22 protein-coding genes are annotated in these 24,794 nt (G+C 69.8%); 10 read left to right on the forward strand and 12 right to left on the reverse strand.

What is annotated here, in order from left to right; translation table 11 throughout:
- The first annotated feature begins 54 nt into the window (after positions 1–54).
- Positions 55–1,194 (forward strand): XdhC family protein, encoded by a 1,140-nt coding sequence (locus KCH48_RS01810; RefSeq protein WP_210569680.1) that lies wholly within the window; start codon positions 55–57, stop codon positions 1,192–1,194.
- A gap of 86 nt (positions 1,195–1,280) precedes the next feature.
- Positions 1,281–2,156 (forward strand): helix-turn-helix domain-containing protein, encoded by an 876-nt coding sequence (locus tag KCH48_RS01815; protein ID WP_210569681.1) that lies wholly within the window; start codon positions 1,281–1,283, stop codon positions 2,154–2,156.
- Here the strand turns inward: KCH48_RS01815 and KCH48_RS01820 are convergent.
- From KCH48_RS01820 to KCH48_RS01860, 9 genes are all read right to left on the reverse strand, one after another.
- Positions 2,111–2,755: a TetR/AcrR family transcriptional regulator gene (locus KCH48_RS01820; RefSeq protein WP_307840773.1), complete on the reverse strand. Its 645-nt coding sequence runs from the start codon at positions 2,753–2,755 to the stop codon at positions 2,111–2,113. The two genes, KCH48_RS01815 and KCH48_RS01820, sit on opposite strands and share 46 nt — an antisense overlap.
- A 28-nt stretch (positions 2,756–2,783) precedes the next feature.
- Positions 2,784–3,188 carry a PaaI family thioesterase gene (locus KCH48_RS01825; RefSeq protein ID WP_210569682.1) on the reverse strand — a complete coding sequence of 135 codons (405 nt, stop codon included), beginning with the start codon at positions 3,186–3,188 and terminating at the stop codon, positions 2,784–2,786.
- A gap of 46 nt (positions 3,189–3,234) precedes the next feature.
- The gene (locus KCH48_RS01830) at positions 3,235–4,656 is read right to left on the reverse strand and encodes an MFS transporter (RefSeq protein ID WP_246884682.1); all 1,422 of its coding nucleotides are present in this window, start codon (positions 4,654–4,656) and stop codon (positions 3,235–3,237) included.
- Positions 4,653–5,138 carry a MarR family winged helix-turn-helix transcriptional regulator gene (locus KCH48_RS01835; protein ID WP_210569683.1) on the reverse strand — a complete coding sequence of 162 codons (486 nt, stop codon included), beginning with the start codon at positions 5,136–5,138 and terminating at the stop codon, positions 4,653–4,655. Before KCH48_RS01835 ends, KCH48_RS01830 begins: the two co-directional genes overlap by 4 nt.
- Positions 5,139–5,225: 87 nt before the next feature.
- On the reverse strand, positions 5,226–6,074 hold the full coding sequence (locus KCH48_RS01840; protein ID WP_210569685.1) for a PHB depolymerase family esterase: 849 nt from the start codon (positions 6,072–6,074) through the stop codon (positions 5,226–5,228).
- Entirely contained in the window at positions 6,071–6,403 is a 333-nt protein-coding gene (locus tag KCH48_RS01845; RefSeq protein ID WP_210569687.1) for a DUF4387 domain-containing protein, read from the reverse strand. The genes KCH48_RS01840 and KCH48_RS01845 overlap by 4 nt, the downstream gene beginning before the upstream one ends.
- Positions 6,404–6,406: 3 nt before the next feature.
- The gene (locus KCH48_RS01850; RefSeq protein ID WP_210569689.1) at positions 6,407–7,768 is read right to left on the reverse strand and encodes an acyclic terpene utilization AtuA family protein; all 1,362 of its coding nucleotides are present in this window, start codon (positions 7,766–7,768) and stop codon (positions 6,407–6,409) included.
- A 43-nt stretch (positions 7,769–7,811) separates the two neighbouring features.
- Complete coding sequence (locus KCH48_RS01855) at positions 7,812–9,122, reverse strand: MFS transporter (RefSeq protein ID WP_246884683.1); 1,311 nt, start codon at positions 9,120–9,122, stop codon at positions 7,812–7,814.
- Positions 9,123–9,227: 105 nt separating this feature from the next.
- Positions 9,228–9,947, reverse strand: a complete 720-nt coding sequence (locus KCH48_RS01860) for a GntR family transcriptional regulator (RefSeq protein WP_210569693.1) — start codon at positions 9,945–9,947, stop codon at positions 9,228–9,230.
- A gap of 119 nt (positions 9,948–10,066) precedes the next feature.
- On the opposite strand from KCH48_RS01860, the gene KCH48_RS01865 reads away from it, so the two are divergent.
- Entirely contained in the window at positions 10,067–10,669 is a 603-nt protein-coding gene (locus KCH48_RS01865; RefSeq protein ID WP_210569695.1) for a response regulator transcription factor, read from the forward strand.
- Positions 10,670–10,765: 96 nt separating this feature from the next.
- On the opposite strand, the gene KCH48_RS01870 is transcribed toward KCH48_RS01865, so the two are convergent.
- Together KCH48_RS01870 and KCH48_RS01875 are read right to left on the reverse strand one after the other, a co-directional pair.
- A complete protein-coding gene (locus KCH48_RS01870; RefSeq protein WP_210569697.1) occupies positions 10,766–12,043 on the reverse strand; it encodes a cell wall metabolism sensor histidine kinase WalK in 1,278 nt (425 codons plus the stop codon).
- 110 nt (positions 12,044–12,153) lie between these two features.
- The gene (locus tag KCH48_RS01875; protein WP_307840774.1) at positions 12,154–13,062 is read right to left on the reverse strand and encodes a LysR family transcriptional regulator; all 909 of its coding nucleotides are present in this window, start codon (positions 13,060–13,062) and stop codon (positions 12,154–12,156) included.
- Positions 13,063–13,270: 208 nt separating this feature from the next.
- Between KCH48_RS01875 and KCH48_RS01880 the strand changes: the two genes are divergently transcribed.
- The 7 genes from KCH48_RS01880 to KCH48_RS01915 all read left to right on the forward strand — a co-directional run bounded on the left by KCH48_RS01880 (position 13,271) and on the right by KCH48_RS01915 (position 23,649).
- Complete coding sequence (locus KCH48_RS01880) at positions 13,271–14,428, forward strand: tartrate dehydrogenase (RefSeq protein WP_210569701.1); 1,158 nt, start codon at positions 13,271–13,273, stop codon at positions 14,426–14,428.
- On the forward strand, positions 14,425–16,104 hold the full coding sequence (locus KCH48_RS01885) for a hydantoinase B/oxoprolinase family protein (protein WP_210569703.1): 1,680 nt from the start codon (positions 14,425–14,427) through the stop codon (positions 16,102–16,104). Before KCH48_RS01880 ends, KCH48_RS01885 begins: the two co-directional genes overlap by 4 nt.
- On the forward strand, positions 16,101–18,185 hold the full coding sequence (locus tag KCH48_RS01890; protein WP_210569705.1) for a hydantoinase/oxoprolinase family protein: 2,085 nt from the start codon (positions 16,101–16,103) through the stop codon (positions 18,183–18,185). Before KCH48_RS01885 ends, KCH48_RS01890 begins: the two co-directional genes overlap by 4 nt.
- Positions 18,182–19,456, forward strand: coding sequence for an MFS transporter (locus KCH48_RS01895; RefSeq protein ID WP_210569707.1), 1,275 nt, complete (start codon positions 18,182–18,184; stop codon positions 19,454–19,456). The genes KCH48_RS01890 and KCH48_RS01895 overlap by 4 nt, the downstream gene beginning before the upstream one ends.
- A gap of 61 nt (positions 19,457–19,517) precedes the next feature.
- Complete coding sequence (locus KCH48_RS41920) at positions 19,518–21,911, forward strand: NAD(P)-dependent oxidoreductase (protein ID WP_307840775.1); 2,394 nt, start codon at positions 19,518–19,520, stop codon at positions 21,909–21,911.
- Positions 21,904–22,233, forward strand: coding sequence for a DUF4387 domain-containing protein (locus KCH48_RS01910; protein WP_210569709.1), 330 nt, complete (start codon positions 21,904–21,906; stop codon positions 22,231–22,233). The genes KCH48_RS41920 and KCH48_RS01910 overlap by 8 nt, the downstream gene beginning before the upstream one ends.
- 12 nt (positions 22,234–22,245) lie before the next feature.
- Complete coding sequence (locus KCH48_RS01915; RefSeq protein ID WP_210569711.1) at positions 22,246–23,649, forward strand: DUF6351 family protein; 1,404 nt, start codon at positions 22,246–22,248, stop codon at positions 23,647–23,649.
- A 14-nt stretch (positions 23,650–23,663) separates the two neighbouring features.
- Here KCH48_RS01915 and KCH48_RS01920 read toward each other — a convergent pair whose 3' ends face one another.
- Positions 23,664–24,770, reverse strand: a complete 1,107-nt coding sequence (locus KCH48_RS01920; RefSeq protein ID WP_246884684.1) for a sorbosone dehydrogenase family protein — start codon at positions 24,768–24,770, stop codon at positions 23,664–23,666.
- Between the last annotated feature and the right edge of the window lie 24 nt (positions 24,771–24,794).

Genomic DNA, 24,794 nt, shown 5'->3' on the forward strand with positions numbered 1-24,794 from the left:
CCCCAGGGCGCGGCGGCGGTCCCCTGAAGGCACCCATCTCACGGAAAGCCCGCCATGCTGAACATCGCGGACACATTGCGCCAGTGGTGCCGCGAGGCGCGCCCCTTCGCCCTCGCCACCGTCGTCCAGGTCAGTGGCAGCGCACCGCTGCCCGTCGGCACCGCCCTGGCCGTCGACGCGGACGGCACCGCGGTCGGCAGCGTCTCCGGCGGCTGCGTCGAAGCGGCGGTCTACGAACTGTGCCAAGACGTCCTCGCCCACGGCGGGCCACCCGCCCGCGCCGGCTTCGGCTACTCCGACGACGATGCCTTCGCCGTCGGCCTGACCTGCGGCGGCGAGATCGACGTCCTGGTCCAGCGCGTGGACCCCGCCGCCGAGCCCCACCTCGTGGCAGCCCTCGAAGCCGTGGTCGCGGGACGCTCCTGCGCCGTGGCTCACATCATCGACGGCCCCGGCGAACTCCTCGGCCGCACCCTCCACGTCCCCGACGGCGGCCCTCACGACGGCACGCTCGGCGGCGAGAACGAGGACCAGGTGGTCGTGGCGCACGCCCGCGCGCTCCTGCGGGCGGGCCGCACCGCCCGCGTCGAGGTCGGCGGCGACACCGACACCTGCCCCGAGAAGTTGACGGTCCTCGTCCACACCCACGCACCCCGCCCCCGCATGCTGATCTTCGGCGCCGTCGACTTCGCCGCTGCCCTCAGCCAGGCCGGCCGCTTCCTCGGCCACCACGTCACCGTCTGCGACGCCCGCCCCGTCTTCGCCACGCGGGCCCGCTTCCCGCACGCCGACGAGATCGTCACCGACTGGCCCCACCGCTACCTCGCGGCCACCGAGACCGACGCCCGCACCGCCGTATGCGTCCTGACCCACGACGCCAAGTTCGACATCCCCCTGCTGCGGTTGGCGCTCGCCCTCCCCGTCGGCTACGTCGGCGCCATGGGCTCCCGACGCACCCACGGCCACCGCGTCGACCTGCTCCGGGAAGCCGGCGTTCCCGAGGCGCAACTGGCCCGGCTGCACTCACCGATCGGCCTGGACCTCGGTGCCCGTACTCCCGAGGAGACGGCCATATCCATCACCGCGGAGATCATCGCCCACGCCAACCGCGGCACGGGCCTGCCCCTGTCGCACGGCACCGGCCGCATCCACCAGCCCGCACCGCCTCTGCCCCGCCTGGCGACAGCGCCGTAACTCCCGCACAGACGGCAACCAAGGGTTTCTGATCCAGGGGTTGGCAACCCCTGGAAAGCGAGGAGCGGTCAGATCAGAGTGGTGGGGTGAACCTTTCCGAACTGGGCGGCTTTTTGAAGTCACGCCGTGATCGCATACGACCCGCGGATGTCGGCCTGCCGACCGGGCGAGGCCGCCGTGTATCGGGTCTTCGCCGTGAAGAGGTCGCTCAGCTGGCCGGTGCTTCGGTTGACTACTACATCGAGCTGGAGCGCGGGGCGGGCGTCCAGCCCTCCGAGCAGATGCTCGCCGCGCTCGCCCGGGCACTCCGACTGAGCCGGGAGGAGTGCGATCACCTCTTTGCCCTGGCGGGCCGTCCGGTGCCCCGGCCCGGTGGTCCGGCCGACCACGTCCACCCAGGGATGCTGGACTTGATGCACCGCCTGGACGGCACACCGGCCCAGGTGGTTACCGACCTGCGCGTCATGCTCGTACAGAACCCGCTGGCCCGTGCGTTGCTCGGCCCGCCACCGTCCACGACCGGATGGACCGCGAGCTTCCTGTACCGGTGGTTCACCGACCCGGCGGCGCGGACGCTGTACCCGCCCGAGGACCACGCCAAGGTCACCCGATCCTTCGTCGCCGACCTGCGTGCGGCCTCGGCCCGGCGCGGCAACGACCCTGAAGTCACCGCGATCATCACGGCGCTGACCACGCGCAGCCCCGAGTTCTGCGAACATTGGGCGCGGCACGATGTCGAGTTCCGACGCCATGACAGAAAGCGTCTGATACATCCAGAACTCGGGCTGCTCGAGGTCAATTGCCTCAGCTTGTTCAGCGAGGACGGACGGCAACGGCTCCTCTGGTTCACCCCGGCCGTTGGAACCGACTCGGTCGCCAAACTGGAGCTACTCGCCGTGCTCGGCACCAACGTGGTTCAGTCCGACCGCAGCACGGCAGATATCGAGGGTCTGGACGCGTGAGACGCGGTGAGAAGTGCGCCGTGGACGGCTGAGGACGCCGCCCGGGTGGCATAGCGAGCGGTGTCGGGAGGCCATGCGTCACGTTCCTGGTGGATCAGGAGGGAAACCGCGCCGTGCACGCCGGCACAGAGCAGTCTGGCGGTTTCGGTCCTGCTCTCCACCGGTACTCCGGTATCGCGACAGGCGGTGACCTTGTCCCGGAAATAGCGGAAGCACGCGTCTTCGTTCCGGCGACTGGCTTCGGTGGCCTCGCCATCCATCACCAGTCGGTACTGGGAGGGATGGCGAAGCCCGAACGCGATGTATGCGACGCAGGTTTCGTAGAGCGCCGTCACAGGATCCGAGATCCCCCGGGACACCGTTTCCAACTCGATGAACAGTGAATCCCACAGGCGCAGGCACGTGGCGTGGACGAGTTCCCTCTTCGAGGCGAAGTGGAGGTAGACGGCCGGCGGGGTGACGCCCGCACTTGTCGCCACCGCGCGAATCGTCAGAGCGTCGGCGCCACCGTCTTCGAGTAGCTGACCGGCGATGTCGAGAAGCTGGTCGCGGAGCAGACCGCCCTGGCCCTTGGCGGCGCGAACGCGGGAGCCGGTCACAGTCAGGAGCCTTCGAGAGAGAGCGACGTCAGGATGTCTTCGGGTTGACGGTGGTGACCACCTGGGTCACCCGGGCGCACAGTTCGCCTTGGGCGTCATGCACGTTGACCTCGACGACGGTGTTGCGACCCACCCGCAGGGGACGAGCTGTCGCGACGACGTCTGTGTGGGCCGGCCGAAGGAAGTGCGTGGTCGACTCCACGGTGGCCGGTGCGGCGCCGACCGGACCGTTCAGAGCGGCGCATACGGCACCGCTCACATCGGCGAGTCCCATCAACGCTCCTCCGTGGAGCCCACCGCCCACCGTGGACAGCGAGAGATCGTGCGCCAGCGTGGCTCGAACGCCGGCTGCCGTCATCTCGTCGAACACGACTCCGAGGGTCTTGGCGTACGGCGCGAGAGCGTAGACGTCTTCGGCGGCAAGCGTGGGCACAGGCTGCTCCCATCTGAGTTAATGGCGATAAGTTATCGGCGTTAACTCACCTCGTCAACCCGGTACTTCCGGCGGGGCCGGCGTCGCCGGGTGTTGTGCCGACGCCGCTCAATGACCGGTCGGCGATGCAGAGAAGCAGGAACAGGGCGGCCACGCCGATGAGCAGCCAGGCCATGGCATGCAGTCCGGAACTGGTGGCGCCGTCGTGGAAGAACACGGCGCTCGCCGCCGCCGCGAACAGTGCGCCGATGTACATGAACGTGCGCAGCAGTCCCGCGGACGAGCCCATGCGGGCCGGATCGGCCTGCGCGTACAGGGCATTCTGGTTGGCCAGCCCGATCAGCCCGTGAGGGATGCCGACGACCGCGCTGAGCACGATGAGCAGCCAGACCGGAGTGTCGGCACTGAGGAGCAACAACGCCGCGCAGCCGAGGCATTGGAAGAGCGCGCCGACGACGAGTCTGCCCCGCACCCCGCTACGGCGTCCCGTCAGCGCGGTGACACCGACGGCCGTCGCCGACAGCGGCAGCAGAAGCAGACCGGCCTGCGACGCGCTCAGTGCTCGGCCCTCCTGGAGCCACTGGCTGTAGCCGTAGAAGAAGGCGTACGAGGTGGTGTACGCGAGGCACTGCCGGGTGAACGTGGTAAGCAGCGGTACGTTTCCGCCGAGGACCCGAAGATCTATGAACGGTTGGTCGGTGCGGAGTTCTCGGCGGACGAACACCGCGCCCGTGGCCAGGCCCAGCACTGGCAGATACCAGTGTGCGACTGCCGGGTTCATCAGGAAGAACATGAACGCGGTGAGTGATCCGGCGAACCACGCCATGCCCGGCACATCGATGCGTGCCGTCCTGCCCGTGGGCGTCGCGCGTGGCAGCCACAGTGCGCCCAGGACAAGACACATGAGCGACAGCGGCACGTTGATGCCGAAGATCAGGTGCCAGCCACCCGCGCCGATCAGCAGGCCCCCGAGGGCCGGGCCGACGACCGCGATGACCTGGTTGGAAATCGACAGCGCGGCGAGGACGCCACTTGGGTTCTTCCCGCCGGTGCGCTCGGACTCGGAGCGCAGCAGCGACATGGAGGCCGGGAAGGCCGCCGAGGTTCCGAAGCCGAGGAGGACGCGGGAGGCGACCAGCACCCACAGGTTCGGAGCGAGGGTGCCGAGCAGTCCGGCCAGGCCGGCCAGCGCGGTGCCCAGCAGGTAGAGCCGACGCGGACCGAACGCGTCGACGAGTCGGCCGATCACCGGCTGGCCGACGGCCGTCGCGAGGTAGAGGCCGGAGACCAGCCATGCCGTCTGCGAGGGCGGCACGTCGAAGGCGCGGCCGATGGGGATCAGCGCGACCGCGAGCATCGAGGAGTTGATGGGGTTGAGAATCGAGCCCAGGATCATCGGTGCGATCAGGCGACGGTCGAAGCCGCCCCTCTCTGCCCGACGCTGTCTGCGCGCGGCGGTCCGAGTCATGCCTGCGCCACTTTGTCGAGCAGCGCCATGGCGGTGATGACCGCACGCACCTCCTCCTCGGTGCCGTGCTGTTGCAGGGCACGGGCGAGCCACGCCTGACGGTCGAGGCGCTCGCCCCTGCGCCGTTCGTGGCCCCGGTCGGTGAGCGAGACGAGTTGCCGCCGCCCGTCATCGGGGTCGGGGCTGCGCGAGACGAGTCCGGCCTCTTCCAGGGCGATGACGGTCTTGGCCATCGACTGAGGCCGTACGCCCTCGGCCGCGGCGAGACCACTGGCGGAGGCGGGGCCGTTCCTGGCGAGGCGGCGCAGTACGGAACTCTGCGACGGGGACGGTTCCTTCTCCCTGCCCCCGTCTCCACCCGTCGGTTCCTCGGCCGCTTCCAGGGCGTGCAGCTTGCGGCGGAGCCGGCCGACCACCACCCAGATGTCGCCGGCCGCCTGAACGGCGGCCTCGGTCAAGGGCACTTCATCCGCCGGCAGCATGCCCTCATGGTAGATAGACAGCCCAGGCTGTACAACCCCGGCTGTCTATCTGAGGCCCTTTCGAAGGACAGCAGCAGCGGTCGACCATCAGCTGGGGGACGCGGACACCTGGGTTTCGAGGAACTGCTGGACCGCGGGGAGGACCGCGAAGTGGTGGTGGCCGGTGCCGGGCACGATGTCGAGGCGTGCGTCGATGCCGTGTTCGCGCCAGTTGGCGCGCAGCGCGTTGATGCGTTCCATGCGGTTGGTTCCCGCGGGCACGGGCCGGCGCTCGTCGTCGGGTGCGAGTTCGGCTGCGTCGGTGTCGTTCGCGCCGATGACCAGCTGCACGGGAAGGCCGCGCAGAGCTGCCGGGTCGGCGTCGGTCCCGAATTGTTCCTTCATGTCGGCCGTGCCGTGCCACCACGTCGTCGTGGGGTCGAGGAGGGTGACGCGCCCGGGGGCGCCCACCGACAGGGACGCCACTCGGTCGGGATGGAGATAGGCGAAGCGGTGGGCGAACTGGCCTCCTCCGGAGAAGCCGTGGAGGTGGAAGCGGTCGGCGCGCACATGCCAGCGGGCCGCGGTTTCGTCGACCATGCCGAGCAGGGCTTCGTCGGGGCGGAATCCGGCAGGGGAGAGGAGCTTGTAGCTGTCCACGTCGTTCGGGCCGGTGATTCCGGCGGGGAAGAGCGGGGCGAGGACAACGCAGTTGTGGCGGTCGGCGAAGTCGGCGAAGGCATCACGGAGTGCTTCAGCGCGGCGTCGTGTTCCGTGGACGGTGACCACCAGGGGGAGCGGTGGACCGGCGGGGGTGTGGTCGGAGGGGACGTAGAGGCAATAGGAGAAGCGGGGGTCGCGGGCGAGGGCGAAGAAGGTCGTGGGGCCGGTGAGAAAGGTGATCCCAGGGTGCCCGGCGGGCAGGTCCCAGGGAGCCAGGGGGCGTTCGGCGGTCATCCGAGGTGCTCCTTGTCCACGTCGCTCACGGCGAGGTCCATCAGAGGGGCGTACTGCTGGCCCGCGTAGCAGTCGCTGTCGTGCAGGTCGCCCTGGACGGTCGGGCGGGGGAGGGAGACCTTCACGGCGAGAGCGAGCGGGTGGTTGACGAGCAGGATGTCGGCGGGGTCGGCGCCGTAGAGGTCGGCGAAGAGTTCCCTGCTGAGGAAGCCGCTGGCGACGAGGGCGTCATAGGCGGCCTGGTCGTGGCACATGAAGTCGAAGGTGAGGGTGAAGGGACCGGCGTTCTTGGACCGCACCAGGGAGCAGTAGTCGAGCAGAGTGGTCATGGGTCACAGCTCCTCGGTGGTGGTGCGGAACAGTTCTGTGGGACTGACTCCGGTGACGACGTGGTTGAGGGTGAACCGGTAGAGGGGGCCGCGGTCGATCTCGGGCGGGGAGTAGGGGTAGGCGAGGGTGGAGACCAGCCCGTCGTATTCCGGTATGGGCAGGTGGCTGCTGGCGTGCGCGACGAAGGTGGCGACCGCGTGGGCCGTTGGCTGGTCGGGTGCCGTAACCGTGATGAGGACGCCGAGTTCGCGAGGGTGCAGCGACTCCGGTTCTGCGGTGGCCAGTACGGCCCCGTCGCCGTAGAGGCGGAAGTCGATGTCGACGTCGTCGGGGTCCACGACGCCGCCGAACACGTCGATTGTCTTCTCCGCGAAGTACTTCTTGGCGAAGGGGAGCAGCTCGGGCAGGCGCCGGATGACCACCTGGTCGCGTACTCCTCCGACGACGACGGTCTGGTAGCCGACGAGTTCGGCCCCTTCGAGTTTGTTGCTGTAGCCGTTAGCGGGGACGAAGCGTGCTCCGCGCGCCCGGACGGTGCGTTCGTCGATCGCCTCATAGGTGGCGTCGCTGGTGTCGAGGGTGCCCGACGGCTCCGCGACGCGATACGGGTCGGCGTTCTCGTACAGCGTGTGGGCGGCGACGGACCGGGGGGTGAGACGGCTGCCGTCGGCGAGTGTGGTGACATCGAAGTGGTCGTCCCGCAGGTGCACGAGCAGGCCGTTGGCGGACGGGGGTATGGCGCAGGCGGCGCCGCATTCGATGGTCTTGGCCATGTGCCAGGTCAGGCCGGGGTCGGCGCCGAGCATGTGGGGGAGCGCGGCGAAGAGCGCGGTGTCGCTTGCTCGTCCGGCCAGGATGACGTCGCAGCCGGCGTCCAGAGCCTCCTGGATGGGTTCGACACCCATCATGGCGACCGTGTGACTGCGGGCGAACAGCTCCCGGTCGATCTCGGGGGCATGCGGCAGCGGCTGGAGGCGGTCGGCGTCGTAGAGGTGCTGGAGACGTTCGGTCGGCTGGTCGGAGTAGATCAGAGCCAGTTTGAAGTGCAGATTCCGCGCCGCGGCGATGTCGCGTACGAGGGCGGCGACGCGGTCGACTCCGGCGTCCCGGCCGCTGGTGCCGCAGGACCCGATGATCAGCGGCACGCCCAGTTCGTCGCGTGCGGTGAGCAGAAGGCGCAGGTCGCGCGTGACGGCCTGGTCGGAGAGCTTGGGGTTTCCCGAGCCGAGTGCGGCCGGTCCGGAGTCGGTCGATCCGGCGTCACACGCGATGACGTGCGGGCGGGCCGCGACGCCGCGCTGGAAGGCGGCGGCGTCGAAGCCGGCGCCGAGTGCTCCGGTGGGAGCGAGGATGCGCAACTCCATGAGGGTCTCTGTCTTTCCTGGTGAGGGGATATGGGGCGACGGGTCAGTGCGAGGGGGGAGTGATACGGCGGGCCAGGCGGGTGAAGACGGCGAAGGTGATCGTCGCGAACACCGCGCCGTTCAGGAGCATGAAGCGCCATCCGGTCGCGTCGACGGTGAGGCCGAGCAGGGCGGGGCCGAGTGCCGCGCCGGTGGACGAGGCGACGGTGTACAGACCGGTGTAGGTGCCCAGGACGTGTCTGCTGGGAGCGAGGTTCCACAACGCGACAAGAGCGTTGACGGCGAAGGCCGCGTAGCCCACGGAAGCGATCACCATGGAGATGACCGTGCCGGGAACCGTGGGGACACAGAAGCCGATGAGCAGGCCGACGATGAACACGCCGACGCCGTAGCGCATGGCGCGCACCTGGCCCAGCCGGGACGAGGCATAGGCGAGGGGGACGACGCAGACCAGGAAGGCGACGGCGCCGGGCAGCGCGAGCCCGCCCGCCGAGCCGCGGGACAGGTCCAGTGCCTCGGTGCCGTACGGGGTCATGAGCGAGCGCAGAGCGGACCACATACCGGCGAAGCAGAAGATGCCGAGCATGAGCAGGGCCCGGGCGCGGGACGGGTCGCGCACCATGTCCTTGATGACCGCCCAGGGTGAGGCGAAGTGGGCGGATGGTGGGTTCGCGGCGGGGTGCGTCTCGGAGGCGGAAGGCTCACCGGCGTGCGTCGGCGTGGCGGCGTGGTGTCGGCGGCCCAGGAAGAACCAGGACGTCGTGAGCAACAGCAGCATGAGGACGGGCGGGATGGCGAACGCCAGGGTGATGCTGCGGTCGACGACGAGCAGGCTGATCAGCGACGAGACGACGATCGTGAGACTGACGCCGGCCTTCACGAAGCCCTGGGCCTTGCCCCGGTGGGAGGGGGCGACGTAGTCGGAGACCAGGGTCTCCGTGATGCCCTTGAACGCGTTGGCCATGGCCGCGAAGCAGACGACGCAGAGCATGAGCAGCGGAAGGCCGTGCGTCCAGGGGATCAGGGCGAAGGGCACCGAGGCCAGGGCGGCTCCGGTCAGGATGATCGCCCAACGGCCCTTGCCGTCGCGAGCGCGACGGTCGGACAGGAATCCCATCCAGGGCTGGATCAGGACCCCGAGGACGTTGTCCATACCCATGATCAGCCCGACGAGGCCGGCGGAGGCGATGTACTGCCGCAGCTCGGAGGGGACCTGCGCGTCGTAGAAGTTCCACACCGATTCCTGGGCGAAGACGGCCAGGGTCACCCACAGGACGGTGCCGGCGCTCATTCGCCGCGGGACGGTGGACTCTCCGTCGGAGGGCCCTTCCACGGGCGCGGAGATGTTGGGCATGGCGGCTCCTTTGCCATATGCCATAGCACGTACGTGGTTAGACGCCTCTGTAGCTATTTGCTATAGCTTCGAAGAGGGCGGGCGAATGGCCCCTTCAGGCGACTTTCAGTTCGAGAAGCGCGCCGTGAGCAGGGAGGAGCTGGACGACCGGCTGTGCGCGTTCATCAGCTCCTCCGCCCGCCTGCCGTCTCCGGCGGCGATGGCGTCGTAGATGGCACGGTGCTGGTGATAGCGCGCATCCACGGCGCTGCGCCGTTCGTCGCTGATCTCGGACAGGACGCTGTTGCGTCGTTCGTCCGGACCGAAGGCGTCGACCATGTGCAGCATCTGCAGCAGGGTCGCGTTCCCGCTGGCCTGGTCCACCAGCTCATGGAACTGTCGCATGCAGCGCAGGATCTCCTCGATCAGCTTCCGCTCGTCGGCGCTGCCGGGACTGACTTCGGCCGTCTGGCTGCACAGCCGGTCGGCCTCGTCGAGGACGGTACGCATCTGCCGTCTCTGTGCCGCGGTCGACTTCTCCGCGGCCAGCCGCGCGGCCAGCGCGCGGAGCGAGTCGCCGATCATGGAGAACTCCCGCAGTTCCTCCTCCGCGTACTTCGCGATGCGCACGGAGCGGGGGCCGGTCCTCTCCACCAGCCGGTCCTGCTCCAGGCGGCGCAACGCCTCGCGCACCGGTGTCGCGCTGATGTCGAGAGACTCGGCCAGCCCTCGCTCGGTCACCTTCTGACCCCGCTCGAGGACACCCGAGACGATCGCCTCACGGATCGCCGTGTACGCCTGGTCACCCAAGGTCGCGGAGACCGTGAGCTGCGGAAGCTGTCCCATGAGCAGTACGGTATTTGCTACAGCAGGATTGTCAACCGGTTGCGGGCGGACGAATACCTGAGGCAGCCGTCAAGAAACGCTCAGGCTGGCTGGCCAAGGTGATCGATTCGAGCAGCTCCATGAGGGTGGCCGGCACCGCCGTGCACAGCGGCGACCTCAGGGACCTGCTCCATGGCGGCGTCGAGGCGGACCTCGTCCTGCTCGACAGCTCCATCCAGGCGGATGAGCCGGACGGCTTCACCGCTCTGATCGGCGAGACCTGTGCCGTGGCCCGGACCGTGGTCTTCGGCGCTTCCCGCGCTCAGGAGGTCGACGCCCAGGTGCGCGCCGGCGCCACGGGCATTCTCGCCGCCGACGTCAGCGCGTCACAGCTGATCGCGGCCCTGGAAACCGTGAGCCGGGGTGGGCTTGTTGTGGCTCTGGGCACGGCTCCGGCTGTCAACACGGCTCAGCCACGGGTCACGCCCGAACTCACCCGAGATCTCTCCCTCAGAGAACGCGAGATCCTCATGATGCTGTCGCGCGGTCAGGACAGCGCCTCCATCGCCCGCGATCTGGACATCAGTCCGCTCACCGTGAAGACCCACATCACGCACATGCTCAGCAAGCTCGGACTCCGCCGGCGAGGGCACCTGATCGTCTTCGCCTATGAGAGCGGGCTCATCGTGCCCGGCATCACCCACACGAGTTTCATCGCGAACCGGCTGCGAGCGGCCTCGTAAGGGACCGACCGCACAGAGGTGCCCGCACGTTCAACGGCGGTCAGCCAGACGCACAGGCCCTACGCCTCCCGTGCCCGGCGTGCCGTGCGTGAGTCGTCATGGCCGATGGCCGCGCGGGAGCCGGATGGTGACGGTGGTGCCGACTCCCACGTCCGAGTACACGGCCACCTGTCCGTGGTGGGCGTGGACGATGGCCTCCACGATGGCCAGGCCGAGACCGGAACCGCCGTACGCGCGGCTCCGGCTGGCCTCGGCGCGCCAGAACCGCTCGAAGACGCGGGGCAGGTCCTCGGGGGAGATTCCAGGACCGTTGTCGATGACACTCAGCTCCACGGTGCCACGGCTGAGAGTGACCTCGACGCGCACGGAGGTCTGAGCCGGGGTGTGCTGGACGGCGTTGCCGACGAGATTGCGCAGGACCTGCTGGAGACGGGCGGCATCCCCGATGACGGGTGCGGGCAGGGCGGGTGCCATGGCGATGTCGCGTTGGGGGTAGATGATCTGGGCGTCCTCGATGACGCCGGCGGCCAGGACGGTGAGGTCCACGTCGTCCTGCTCGACGGGCCGGCCGGCGTCCAGGCGGGCGAGCAGCGAGAGTTCCTCCACGAGCAGGCGCATCCGCCCCACTTCGTTCTCGATGTGCTCGAGTGCGGTCTCCAGGCCAGGTCCGGAAAGGCCGCCTTGGCGGTGCAGATCGAGCCATCCGGAGATGGTGGACAGAGGGGTGCGCAGTTCGTGGGAGGTGTCGGCGGCCAGCGAGCGCACGGTCGCCTCCGCGCGGGCCTGGGCGTCGAACGCCCGGTTGACCGCTTTGGCCAGCAGGTCGGCTTCGCTGCCGTTGCGATGGGTGGGCAGCCGCTCGGTCAGGGAGCCCGCGGCGATGGCGTCGGCGCTGCGGGCCATGCGGGCGAGCGGGCGCATACCCAGGCGCAGAACGATGACGGACAGCCCCAGCAGCACCAGCAACGTGCCGCCGATCAGAGCCAGTTGCCGTCTGAAGGTGACCTCAGCCACCGCGGTGCGTCCGTCCTCGGAGACGGTCCCGCTCTCGGACGGGTCACTGACCTCGCTCACCCCGGGGACCCGGCCCATGGCCTCCAGCGGCGTACGCAGATCCGCCTCGGTCACCTTGCGGCCGGCCGGCGCCTGGAACACGACCTGCGCCGACTGGACGTCCGGCTCGGGGAAGTGCCGTTCCATCTTGGTCAGAGCGGTCTGGGCCGGTGAGCCCGGAATGGAGCTGCTGTCCGTGAAGGAGCCGGCGAAGGAGAAGCCGAGACCGACCACCGCACCTAGGGCGAGGAGCCACCCGATCAACATCCTTCGCCACCGCCGAGCACCCCACGCGCCCAGCCGGTACAAGAGCGTAGCCATCAATGATTCCCTCACTGTTCGGAAGACGACCCGCCACATCCTTCTGAGTGGACTTGACGACCGCCTCACAGCGAACCTGAGGGTTTTTTGACGGTTCGGTTCCGGCACCGTCAGGTGCGTTCGTCCTTCACGTGTCCCAGCCGCAGCGGGAGCTGTGCCGCGAGGTAGTCGATGAGAGCGCTGACACGTCGCGGGACATGACCGTCCTCCTCGATGAGGGCGTAGATGTCGGCGGCCGGTGTCGACAGGTGCGGCAGGACCCGGACGAGTTCGCCACGGTCCAGATGCGGCCCGACGTGCCACTCCGAGCGCATGATCACGCCTCGGCCCTCCAGCGCCCAGCCGGTCACCACGTCGCCGTCATTGCTGGACAGGCTGCCGTGCACCCGCACATGCCGGGGACGGTCCGCGTCCCCGAAGCGCCACAGCGCGAAATCGCTCTCGTTCTCCCGCAGCACGATGCAGTTGTGGTGGGCCAGATCCTCGACGTCGGCCGGGGCGCCGTGCTCGGCGAGGTAGGACGGTGCCGCGCAGGGCACGCGCCGGTTCTTGGCCAGCCGCCGCATGCGCAGCGAGGAGTCGGGCGGCAGGCCGACGTGGACTGCCACGTCGAACTCACGCTGGTGGGGCCGTAGCGGAAGCGCGGATGTCTGCATCCGGACGCGCAGTTCCGGATGGGCCGCGGCGAACTCGCCGAGCAGCGGCGCGATGTGGGCGCGGCCGAGACCGAGCGTGGCCTCGACGACCAGGGATCCGCGCACCCCCGCGGCCGTGTCACTGATCGTGTCCTCCAGCTCTCGTACCTGGTCGAGGATGGCTTCCACGCGCGCCGCGTACAGCTCACCCTCCGACGTCAGCACGAGTCGGCGGGCGCCGCGCTGGACGAGCCGGACATCCAGACGGCGCTCCAGCGCGCTGAGGCGTTTGCTGACGACGGGCAGCGAGCAGCCGAGTTCTCGCGAGGCGGCCGTCAGCGTCTCGCTCGCCGCGACCACGTGGAAGAACTGAAGGTCGTCCACGGCTGAACGGCTCTTGGACCAGGGGCGACCAGAACGCTCGGGGCTTTCCACAGGGGAAAACGTACCTTGCCAGTTACGGCCTTGTAACGGGTGTCGTCGCTGGCCAAGGTAGGGCCCAGTCGCGCCGCGGGCCGGAACGCCTCCTCTCCTGGACCGAGTGTTCATCGCCGCACGAGCGCATCGATCACCTGGACTGGAGAGTGGATTCGTGCCGCAGAGCTATCGCATCGCAGCGATTCCGGGCGACGGGATCGGCCGCGAGGTGGTCCCGGAGGGCCTGAGGTGCCTGCGGGCCGCCGCGGAGGTACACGGGTTCGAACTCGACGTCACCGAGTTCGACTTCGCCAGCGCCGACTACTGGCTGCGACACGGCACGATGCTCCCCGAGGACTGGCGGGACGTACTCGGCGCCTTCGACGCGATCTTCTTCGGCGCGGTCGGATGGCCGGAGGTGGTCCCGGACCATGTTTCGCTGTGGGGCAGCCTGCTCCAGATGCGGCGGGGCTTCGACCAGTACGTCAATCTGCGTCCCGTCCGGCTGCTGCGCGGCGTACGCAGTCCGCTGCGCGACCACCGGCCGGGCGACATCGACTTCTACGTGGTGCGGGAGAACACCGAGGGCGAGTACTCCAGCATCGGCGGCCGGATCTTCGAGGGCACCGATCGCGAGACGGTGGTGCAGGAGACGGTCATGACACGGACCGGGGTCGATCGGGTCCTGCGCTATGCCTTCGAACTCGCCTCGTCCCGCCCGCGCAAGCACCTGACCTGGGCGACGAAGAGCAACGGGATCTCGATCTCCATGCCCTACTGGGACGAGCGCGCGACCGAGATGGCCGCCCGGTTCCCGGACGTGACCGCCGACAAGGACCACATCGACATCCTGACCGCGAAGTTCGTCCTCCAGCCCGACCGGTACGACGTGGTCGTCGCCAGCAATCTGTTCGGTGACATCCTCTCGGACCTCGGCCCGGCCTGCACCGGAACGATCGGCATCGCCCCCAGCGCCAACATCAACCCCGATCGCTCCTTCCCCAGCCTCTTCGAGCCGGTGCACGGATCGGCCCCGGACATCGCCGGTCTCGGTGTCGCCAACCCCGTCGGCCAGATCTGGAGCGGCGCCATGATGCTCACCCACCTCGGCGAGCACGAGGCGGCCGCGCACGTCGTGGCCGCGATCGAGAGCGTTCTGGACGAGCAGCCCGATGTGGTCACCCCCGACCTCGGGGGCACGGGGACCACGGTGGGGCTGGGCAAGGCCATCACGGCCCGGATCACCGCGAGGTCACTCGCCGGCCACGGCGCGGGAGCGGCGGCCGGCGACTCGGCCGGCCGCGCGGTCGAAGAGGGGGTCGCGGCGTCATGATCAGACCTGTCTCCGACCCGGTAGGCCTCGAAGTGCGCTGGGACCGGCTCGCCGCCGCCACCGACGAGGCGGCCTCCACGATGCTGCGCACGGCCTTCTCCACGATCATCCGTGAGTCGAACGACTACACCGTGGTCCTGATGGACCGGGCGGGCCGCACGATGGCCGAGTCACGGGCGGGCATCCCCGCCTTCGCCGCCCTGATGAGTTCGCTGACCGCGCTGGTCCTCGAACGGTTTCCGGCGGACGAGTGGCAGGACGGCGACAGCGTCATCACGAACGACCCGTGGATCGCCACCGGGCACCTGCCCGACATCGCCATGATCTCCCCGGTCTTCCACCGAGGACGGCTCGTCGCGTTCTCGGGCACCGTGGCGCACTCACCGGACATCGGTGGCACACCCTCGATGAGCGCGACCGAGCTGATCTCCGAGGGCATCCTGATTCCTCCGCTGCGCCTGTTCCGGGCCGGACGGGTCGAGCAGGGTGTCAAGGACCTGCTGCTGGCGAACGTACGACTGGCGGACCAGGTGTGGGGCGACCTGGAGGCGCAGGCCGCGGCGCACGCCGTATGCCGCCGACGCGCCCGGGAGTTCCTCACCGATTTCCGTGAGCCGGACTTCCAGGCGTTCGCGGCCCAGGTCCACGCGGTGACCGACGCCGCGATGCGGGCGGGCGTCCGCGACCTGCCCGACGGCGTCTACCGCGCCGCCCTGGACGCGGACGGCGTCGACGGCCACCCCACGCACATCGAGTGCGCGTTGACCGTGCGCGGCGAGGAGGTCGGGATCGACTACACCGGCAGCTCCCCCCAGGTGCCCTTCGCGACGAACTCGACGCTGAACTACACCCGCGCCTACTCCATGTATCCCCTGAAGATCCTGCTGGACCCGTCCACGCGGACCAACTGGGGTTCCTACCGGTCCATCCAGGTCACCGCGCCGCAGGGCACGATCGTCAACCCGAGGTTTCCCGCGCCCGTGGTGGCACGGCACCTCACCGGCCACCTCCTGTCCTGCGCGGTGTACCAGGCACTGGCCCCGGTGCTGCCGGACCGTGTCATCGCCGACAGCGGCGGCGCCCCCGCCCTGCGGGTCCGCTTCGCGGGCATCGACGACTCCGGCCGGCCTTTCAGCCTCATGCTCTTCGCCAACGCGGGCATGGGCGCGGCCAAGGAGTCGGACGGGCTGTCCACCACCGCCTTCCCGACCAACTCGGGCGGCGGCAGCATCGAGGCCCTGGAGGCCGCGTCCCCGCTGCACTTCCTCCGCAAGGAGCTGCGCGCCGGATCGGGCGGACGGGGCCGACGCCGCGGAGGGCTGGGCCAGACCATCGAGGTCCGCAACCCGACGAGCCGGCCGGTGCAGATGGTGCTGCTCGGAGACCGCGCGCGGCATCCCGCGCTCGGCCTGGCCGGCGGCGAACCGGGTGCCACCGCACAGGTCGTCCTGGACTCCGGCGAACGCGTCCCGCTGAAGTCGATCTCACAGCTGGCCCCCGGCGCGTCGGTGGTCATCTCCTTCGCGGGCGGCGGCGGGTTCGGCCGGGCCGAGGAGCGCGAGCCCGAACTCCTGATCGCCGACGAGATCGCCGCCTACACCGTCCCAGCCCGTCAGCAGGACCCGCGCACAGCCCGGACGGCGGGCGGAAGCGCACGTGAGGAGGTGGACCGATGAGCCGTACGGTCCGGATCGGCGTCGATGTCGGCGGAACGTTCACCGATCTGCTGCTGCACGACCCCCGCCGGGGACTGACCTGGCCCGGAAAGCTGCCCACCACGCCCCACGCCCCCAACGAGGCCATCACCGCGGGGATCGCCCGCCTGCTGGAGGAGACGTCCACGGCCCCCGGCGACGTCGCGGGCATCGTGCACGGCACCACGCTGGTGACGAACACCCTGCTGGAACGCACCGGAGCGGTCGTCGGCCTGCTGACCACCAGCGGGTTCAGCGACTCCCTCGAAATGGGGCGGGAGACGAGGTTCGACACCACCGACCTGCTCGCCCGGCCGGCCCAGCCGCTGGTACCGCGCCACCTGCGCCGCGGCGTACCCGGGAGGATCGCCGCGGACGGCCGTGAACTCGAACCGCTCGACGACCGCGCCGTCCTCACGGCGGTGCGGGACCTGGCGGAGCAGGGCATCGAAGCCCTGGCCGTGGCGCTGATGCACTCCTACCGCAACGCCGGGCACGAGCACCGAGTCCGGGACCTGGTGGCACGGGCCCACCCCGGCCTCCCCGTCACGATCTCCAGCGCCGTGGCCCCGGTCATCGGCGAGTACGAGCGGGCCGGCACCGCCTGCCTGAACGCGTACGTGCAGCCCCTGATGTCGCGCTACCTCGACGACCTGCGGGACGACCTGACCGCCATGGGGATCGACGCGCCCCTGCGCATCATGCTCTCCGGCGGCGGCGTCACCACCTTGGAGGACGCCAAGCGTTTCCCCGTACGGCTGCTCGAGTCGGGACCCGCGGCCGGTGCCATCGCCGCGGCCACCGTCGCCCGGGCGCTGGGGGAGGAGGATGTCGTCTCCTTCGACATGGGCGGCACGACGGCGAAGATCGCCGTCGTGCGGGGGGGCAGGCCCCGGCTCAAACACGACTTCGAGGCGGGGCGGGTCGACAAGTTCAAGCCCGGCTCGGGGCTGCCGGTGCGCCTGACCGTCGTCGACATGATCGAGATCGGTTCGGGAGGCGGCTCGATCGCGGCACCCGACGCACTCGGACTGCTCAAGGTGGGACCGCGCAGCGCCGGTTCGGTACCAGGCCCCGTCGCCTACGGGCGTGGGGGCGAGCGGCCCACCGTGACGGACGCCGACCTGGCGCTCGGCCACCTCGACGCGGAGAACTTCCTCGGCGGCGAGATGAGGCTGCGGACCCGCGAGGCCCACAAGGCGCTGACGCGTGAGGTGGCGGGCCCTCTGGGACTCGACACCACCGACGCCGCCGCCGGGATCGTCGAGGTCGTCACCGAAAGCATGGCCGCCGCCGCCCGTATGCACCTGTCCGAGCAGGGCAAGGACCCCGCCGACTTCGCGCTGCTGGCCTTCGGCGGAGCCGGGCCCGTCCACGCCTACGGACTGGCGAAGGCGCTGAAGATCCCCCGCGTGATCGTGCCGATGCGCGCCGGAGTCATGTCCGCCTGGGGGCTCCTGGCCGCCGCTCCGACGGTCGACGAGGTCCGCAGCCTGCCGTCGCCTCTCGCCGACGTCGACTGGGACCAGGTCGCCGCGCTGTACGGCGAGATGACGACCCGCGCCACCGAGACGCTCCAGCCGGCAGACCCGGAGCTGGTCCATGTCCGCCGCTCGGTCGACATGCGGTACCTCGGCCAGGGCTTCGAGATCGAGGTCGGCGTGTCCGAGCAGGACCTGGGCCCGGCCGGTCTCGGGCGCATCAGGACCGCCTTCGAGTCCACGTACCGCTCCGTGTTCGGTCGTTCTCTCGACGGGGCCGCCGAGGTCGTGAACTGGCGGCTCTCGATGCGACTGCCCGGTCATGAGATGTCGACTGAGGGCGGCCATGCACGAGGACCTGACGCGAGCCGCGGCGTACGGCCGGTCCACTTCCCCGGCCACGGGCTGCTTGAGGCCACGGTCTGGAACCGCCGCGCACTCACACCGGGAACGGAACTTCAGGGCCCGGCGATCTTCGAGGAACGCGAATCCTCCTGCTCCTTCGGGCCGGACTGCCGGATCCGGATCACCGACGACCTGACCCTCGTGGCCGAGGTAACGCGAAGGGACGACCCCTCATGACGACGACGTCAGTAGGGCAGCGCACACGGACCCGGCGCATCACGTTCCTGGTCGCTCTCGCGGTCTTCGCGCAGGAGTCGACCTGGAACTTCTACGAATCCCAGGTTCCGCCGCTGCTGCGGGAGCACCTCGACAGCGCGGCCGTGGTGGGCCTGCTGATGGGCATGGACAACCTGCTGGGCATCTTCATCCAGCCGTGGATCGGCAACCGGTCCGACCGGACGAGGACCTCCTGGGGACGACGGATGCCCTACCTGGTGGTCGGGATGCCGATCGCCGCCGCGCTGTTCCTCATCATCCCGCACAGCGCGGCCTCCCTGCCGCTCCTGATCGCGGTGATGTTCTCCTACGCGCTCGTCGCCAACACCTTCAAGCCGATCGCCGAGGCGCTCGTACCGGACTTCATCGCACCCGAGCGACGCAGCCGGGCCAACGCCGCGGTCAAGATCGCCTCCAGCATCACGGCCATCGTCGCCGCGCTCATCAGCATCTTCCTGATCGACAACCACCTGAGCCTCGCGTTCGCGATCCCCGCGATCATCATGCTGATCTCGATCGGGGTGCTCGCGGCCACCGTGCGCGACAGCCGGTCCCCGGCCTACCAGGCGGCGGTGGCCGAGAGCGATGGGAAGCACGGCGCCCAGCGCCGCGAGCCACGGGTCCGGGACACCTTCGTCGAGATCCTCAAGGACAGCGACCGTAGCCGGCTCCTGCTCCTGGTCGCGATCCTCCTCTTCGGCAGTGCGTGGGCCGCGTCCCGGTCGCTGATCACGCCGTACGGGATGGAAGCCCTCGACATGTCGAAGGGGGCCGCCGGCGGTCTCACCCTGCCCGGCGGTGTCGCCTTCATCCTCGCGGCCTACCCGGCGGCCGTGCTCGCCGAGCGCTACGGACGGCTCCGGGTCATGGCCGTGGGCATGTCGGTCTTCGCCGGTGCCATGGTGCTGGGGACGCTCATCCAGACCCCGACGGGGGCCACCGTGGCCCTGTGCCTCGGGGCGGCCGGCGCCACCTGCTTCCTGGTCAACGCGGTGGTCGTCCTGTGGAACCTCGCACCCTCGGCGCGGGTCTTCGGAACCTACGCCGGTATCTACACCGTCGGCTGGGCCTGCGGCGGCTTCCTGGGCCCGGCGGTGGTCGGCGGGATGGTCGACATCACCGGCTGGCCCCTGATGCTCACCGACATCGCCATCGTCGCCACGCTGTCGATCATCGTCGTGGCCAGGATCAGTGTGCTGCAGCGGCGCACCGCCCTGACGCTCGCCAAGTGACCAGCCCATCCCCGCAGCCCGGCACGAGCCCAGCGACGGGCGCCGCCAGAGACGAGGAACTGTGCCCCGCATCCTGATCACCACGGACTACCTGCGGCCCGGCGACGAGGTCGATCACTGTCTCCGGGCGCACGGCCACACGACGGTGCACGCCCCCCTGGCCGGCCGAGGCGGCTGCGATCAGCTCGTCGCAGCCCTCGACGGGATCGACGCGGCGCTCGTCGGCCATGAGCCCCTGACCGCCCAGGTCCTCGCCGAGGCTCCCCGCCTGCGCGCCATCGTGCGCACCGGCGTCGGCTACGACTCGATCGACATCGTCGCCGCGGGCCGGCTCGGCATCACGGTGAGCAACCTGCCGGGGATCAACGCGAACGCCGTGGCGGAGTACACCCTCGGCCTGCTGCTGGCGGCGGCGCGGCGACTGGTGCAGAGCGCGGTGGGCGTCGTGGCCGGCCGGTGGCCGCGGGAGGACGGTCACGAGTTGCGCGGGTCGGTGCTCGGCCTGATCGGATACGGGGCGGCAGCGCGGGCCGTGGTGCCGCTGGCGCAGGCCTTCGGCATGGAGGTGCTCTGCACGACCGGTGTGCCTAAGGACGAGCGGTCGGATCCGTCGGTGCGGTTCGTCGCGCTCCCCGAGCTGCTGGCGGCATCCGACTACGTGTCGGTGCACACCGCGCTGACGGACCGCACCCGAGGTCTCCTGGACGCCGCCGCCTTCCGGCGGATGAAGTCGACGGCGGTGCTGGTCAACACCGCGCGGGGCGCCGTCGTCGACGAACGGGCCCTCGCCGACGCCGTGCGCGGCGGCGAGATCGCCGCGGCGGCCCTGGACGTGGTGAGCGAGGAGCCGCTTCCGGCCGACAGCCCGCTGCGGGACGTCGAGGGAATCGTCGTCTTCTCCCACCTCGCGGGCCAGACCGCCGAAGCCCGTGCCGCCGCCGGCCTTGAGGGGGCGGCCGAGGTGGTGGCCGCCCTCGCGGGCCGCCCCCGGTTCGCGGTCAACGCCCACCTGCTGCCCGACACCAACAAGGAACCCGCCACATGCCCGGCACCGACAAGGAAGAGGAACATGGACAACGAACGGGTTGACCAGGTCAAAGTCCTGGCACCGACCGGCATGCTCGGAGCCGGCTTCCCCGAAGCCACGATCGAGCGCGGTCTGGCGCTCGGCGCCGACGTCATCTCCGTCGACGGGGGCAGCACCGACTCCGGTCCCCACTATCTCGGCGCGTCGCAGCCCAAGACCACGCGCGCCGCGGTCGCCCGTGACCTGCGCATGCTGCTCAAGGCCGCGGCAGGTGCCGGAATCCCGCTGATCGTGGGCTCGTGCGGCACCAGCGGCACCGACTCCGGTGTCGACTGGGTCGCCGGTATCGTCGCCGACGTCCTGGCGGCCGAGGGCCTCGATCTTCGCGTGGCCCGTATCTACAGCGAGCAGAGCGCCGACACGCTCCTGGAGCGCCTGGACGAGGGCCGGATCCATGCCCTGCCCCCGCTGGGCGAACTGGAGCCGGAGACGCTGCGAAGCTGCACGCACATCGTGGGCGCGATGGGGCACGAGCCGATCGTCGCCGCGCTCGAGGCCGGTGCCCAGGTCGTGCTCGCCGGTCGCGCCACCGACACCGCCATCGCCGCCGCCTACCCGCTGATGAAGGGGATGCCGGCCGGGCCGACTTGGCACGGTGCCAAGATCATCGAATGCGGCGGGCAGTGCACCAGCGATCCGCGGGCGGGTGGGGTGCTGGCCACCATCGACGCCGACGGCTTCACCATCGAGCCGCTCGATCCGACCGTCGCCTGCACACCGATCCTGGTCGCCGCCCACATGCTCTACGAGACGGTGAACCCGTTCGAGATGCGTGAGCCGGACGGCACCCTGGACGTCCGTGAGTCCGTCTACACCGCCCTGGACGACCGCACCGTGCGGGTCGAGGGTTCGCGGTTCCATGTCGCCGACCAGCACACCATCAAGCTCGAAGGTGCCCGGATCACCGGCTACGAGACGATGTCGTTCAGCGCGATCCGGGATCCGCACATCCTCGCGAACATCGAGGACTGGGCCGAGCTCATGCGCACGATGATCAGGCAGCGGGTGGCGCAGACGACAGGCCTGGGCGAGGACAAGTACGCCTTCGATCTGCGCCTGTACGGCCACAACGCCGTTCTCGGTGATCTCGATCCGGCAGCGGGTCCGCCTCGCGAGGTAGGAGTCATGCTCCTCGTCAACGCGCCGGACCAGAGCACCGCCACCGCCGTCGCGAAGATCGCCAACCCCTTGATGCTTCATCTGCCGACGCCCGACATGGACTACCTGCCGAGCCTGGCGTTCGCCACCTCACCGGCCGAGGTCGAGCGCGGTCCGGCGTACGAGTTCGTGCTCAACCACGTCGTCGACACCCTCACCCCCACCGACATGTTCCGCACCGAGTTCGAGGAGGCCTCCCACCATGGCTGAGACCGCCCCCACCACCCTGGGCGACCTGGCGTACGAGGTCCGGTCCAAGAACGCCGGGCCCTTCTGGGTCACCATGGAACTGTTCATGCGTGACGCGGACGGCTATCGCATCGCCGCCGACGAGACGTTCCTCAGCGAGGCCACGGTCGCCCGGCTCTACGGACTCGACGAGACCGACGTGCAGATGTTCCGCATCCCGTCCCTGAACGTCGTGAAGATCTCTTTCCCGCGTCCCGTCAGCCAGGCGTCGCTGCGCGACCGTGACGTCCACTCCGGTCAGCACCATGTGCCGCTGGCAGTACTGCCCGTGCCCACCACCTGAAGGAGCAGTTCCTTGAACACGGCAACGCTGACGGCACTGCTCGCGGCCGCGGTCGTGGGCACGCTCGGCACTGCGCCCGCCGCCCCGGCCGACACCACGCGGCCCGCTGCGGCCACCTGTCCGGCCGGCCTGGAGGGGAAGGCCGGCTGCTACACCGGCCGGGATGCCAACGGCGCGTACTACACGATGGCCGTCCCGAAACACTGGAACGGTTCCCTCGTCGTCCACGCCCACGGCGGTCCTGACTTCTCCTACGACGAGTCCACCACCACCGAGGACCTGGAGCGCTGGGCGGTCATGGTCGACGAAGGCTATGCCTGGGTGGGCTCCTCGTACCGGCGAGGCGGCTACGGAGTCAGAATGGCCGCCGCCGACACGGAGAACATACGCCGCTTGTTCGTCCACCACTTCGGCCGCCCCGACCGCACCTACCTCCATGGCCAGTCCTGGGGCGGCAATGTCGCCGCCAAGGTCGCCGAGACCCACGGCGAGAAGCGCGGTACCTACGACGGAGTCCTGCTGACCAACGGCTTCCTGGCCGGCGGCTCGCGCGGCTACGACACGCGCGTGGACCTGCGGATGGTCTACCAGTACTACTGCCGCAACCTGCCCCGTCCCACCGAGCCGCAGTACCCGCTGTGGCAAGGACTGCCCGCGGACTCCACGATGACACCCGACGACGTCCACGGCCGGCTCCAGGAGTGCACCGGCATCGACTCCGACCCGGCGGACCGGACCGCGGAGCAGCAGCGCGACCTCGACGACATCCTGGCGGTCACCCGCATCCCGGAACACTCACTGGCCACGAACATGCAGTACGCGGCCTTCCTCGTCCAGGACATCGTGGCCAACCGGCTCGACGGCCGTAACCCGTTCAGCAACCGCGGGGTGCGCTACGACGGTTCGCGCGACGACAAGGCACTCAACGCCGGCGTGGCACGCTTCTCGGCCGATCCCACCGCACGCCGCGACCTCTCCTACGACAGCGACCTCACCGGACGGATCGCACTCCCGGTCCTCACGCTGCACGCGATCGACGACCCACAGGTCTTCGTCGAGCACGAGGCGGCCTATCGTGCCACGGTCCAGGCCGCCGATCGAGGCGAGAACCTCGTCCAGACCTTCACAAGGGAGAGCGAGCACAGCACGCTCAGCAACGCCGAGTACGCCAACTCCCTGGCGGCTCTGGACACATGGGCGCGCACCGGCCGGAAGCCCACCCCCAGTTCCATCGCGCGTGCGTGCGGCGCGTTCGACACCACCTACGGAGAGGGCTGCTTCTACGATCCGGCGTTCCGCCCCGCGCCGTTCGCCACGAAGGTCCGCCCCCGGCCCGGTGGCCTCCACTGGCCCGCCATGTCCGCCACGCAGGAACACGTGTGGAGCCGCATCGACGGCGTGGGCATCACGCCCTGAGGGCTGACTTGTTGTCAGCGTGCGGGGAACCGCAGGACTCGATCGTCGCCCTCGCGGGGCTGACGCGGTTGGTTGGACGTGGTGAGCCAGAGTGCGCCGTCGGGGGCGATCTCCACGGTCCGCAAGCGCCCGTGGACGCCGGGGAGATATTCCTTCGGCTCACCGATGCGACCGTTGACGAGCGGCATGGTGTACAGCGTCTGGCCGGTCAGGCCGGCCATGTAGAGCGTGTTGCCGGCGATGGCGATGCCCGAGGGGCCAACGGTGGTGGGAAAGGTGATCAGCGGATTGGTGAGGCGGCCGTTGTCGGTGTCCCCGGTGCCTTCCACCATCGGCCAGCCGTAGTTGCGGCCGGGTTTGATCAGGTTGATCTCGTCGAAGGCATCCTCACCGAACTCGGCGGAGTACATCCGGCCCCGGGCGTCCCAGGCGAGGCCCTCCGGGTTGCGGTGGCCGTAGCTCCAGATGGGCGAGTCGGGGAACGGGTTGCCCGGCGCCGGCCGGCCGTCCGGGGTGACACGCAGGATCTTGCCGTTGAGGTTGGTCAGGTCCTGCGCGTTCTCGGGGGTGCGGCCATCACCGACGGTGGCGTACAGCATGCCGTCCGGGCCGAACTTGAGGCGCCCGCCACTGTGATTCTCCCCGCGGTCGAAGGCCAGGACGACATCGAGGGGCTCGTCGGAGCCGAGCTTGAAGCGGGCGATGCGGGACTCGCCATCGACGGCGGTGTAGTACACGTACACCAGCTTGTCCCGGGCGAACCGGGGGGATACGTCCAGCCCGAGCAGCCCGCCATCGCCACCCGGGAGGTACACGTCGGGGATGGTGCGGACGTGCTCGGGCGCGTGCCCCGGCCCGATGCGCAGAACGCGGCTTGTCTGTCGTTCGGTGATCAGGGCGTCCCCGCCGGGCAGGAATGCCATGCCCCACGGCATCTGGATGTCAGTGGCGATCACGTCGGGGACGGCGGAGAGGTCTGGCTTGCCCAGGTGCGAGCCGGCCGACGATGCCGCCACCGGTGATGCCGGTGCAGCTGCCACCCCACCGGTGGTCGCGGTGGTGAGAGACAGAACAACCAGGGCGGCAGCCGTCCATCGCAGCGGTGACACGTATGTGTTCATTGATGTTTCCTCCATCAGGGCAAC

Origin of the sequence: Streptomyces sp. GESEQ-4 (assembly GCF_017948455.1) — a bacterium.
Taxonomy (GTDB): Bacteria; Actinomycetota; Actinomycetes; order Streptomycetales; family Streptomycetaceae; genus Streptomyces.

Coding starts and splice junctions, on each gene's coding strand:
- KCH48_RS01895 (WP_210569707.1), top strand. CDS start 18,182: ATGACGACGACGTCAGTAGGGCAGCGCACACGGACCCGGCGCATCACG.
- KCH48_RS01840 (WP_210569685.1), bottom strand. CDS start 6,074: ATGACCGCCGAACGCCCCCTGGCTCCCTGGGACCTGCCCGCCGGGCAC.
- KCH48_RS01870 (WP_210569697.1), bottom strand. CDS start 12,043: ATGGCTACGCTCTTGTACCGGCTGGGCGCGTGGGGTGCTCGGCGGTGG.
- KCH48_RS01830 (WP_246884682.1), bottom strand. CDS start 4,656: ATGACTCGGACCGCCGCGCGCAGACAGCGTCGGGCAGAGAGGGGCGGC.
- KCH48_RS01845 (WP_210569687.1), bottom strand. CDS start 6,403: ATGACCACTCTGCTCGACTACTGCTCCCTGGTGCGGTCCAAGAACGCC.
- KCH48_RS01855 (WP_246884683.1), bottom strand. CDS start 9,122: ATGCCCAACATCTCCGCGCCCGTGGAAGGGCCCTCCGACGGAGAGTCC.
- KCH48_RS01890 (WP_210569705.1), top strand. CDS start 16,101: ATGAGCCGTACGGTCCGGATCGGCGTCGATGTCGGCGGAACGTTCACC.
- KCH48_RS01885 (WP_210569703.1), top strand. CDS start 14,425: ATGATCAGACCTGTCTCCGACCCGGTAGGCCTCGAAGTGCGCTGGGAC.
- KCH48_RS01865 (WP_210569695.1), top strand. CDS start 10,067: ATGAGGGTGGCCGGCACCGCCGTGCACAGCGGCGACCTCAGGGACCTG.
- KCH48_RS01860 (WP_210569693.1), bottom strand. CDS start 9,947: ATGGGACAGCTTCCGCAGCTCACGGTCTCCGCGACCTTGGGTGACCAG.
- KCH48_RS01920 (WP_246884684.1), bottom strand. CDS start 24,770: ATGAACACATACGTGTCACCGCTGCGATGGACGGCTGCCGCCCTGGTT.
- KCH48_RS01835 (WP_210569683.1), bottom strand. CDS start 5,138: ATGCTGCCGGCGGATGAAGTGCCCTTGACCGAGGCCGCCGTTCAGGCG.
- KCH48_RS01850 (WP_210569689.1), bottom strand. CDS start 7,768: ATGGAGTTGCGCATCCTCGCTCCCACCGGAGCACTCGGCGCCGGCTTC.
- KCH48_RS01910 (WP_210569709.1), top strand. CDS start 21,904: ATGGCTGAGACCGCCCCCACCACCCTGGGCGACCTGGCGTACGAGGTC.
- KCH48_RS01810 (WP_210569680.1), top strand. CDS start 55: ATGCTGAACATCGCGGACACATTGCGCCAGTGGTGCCGCGAGGCGCGC.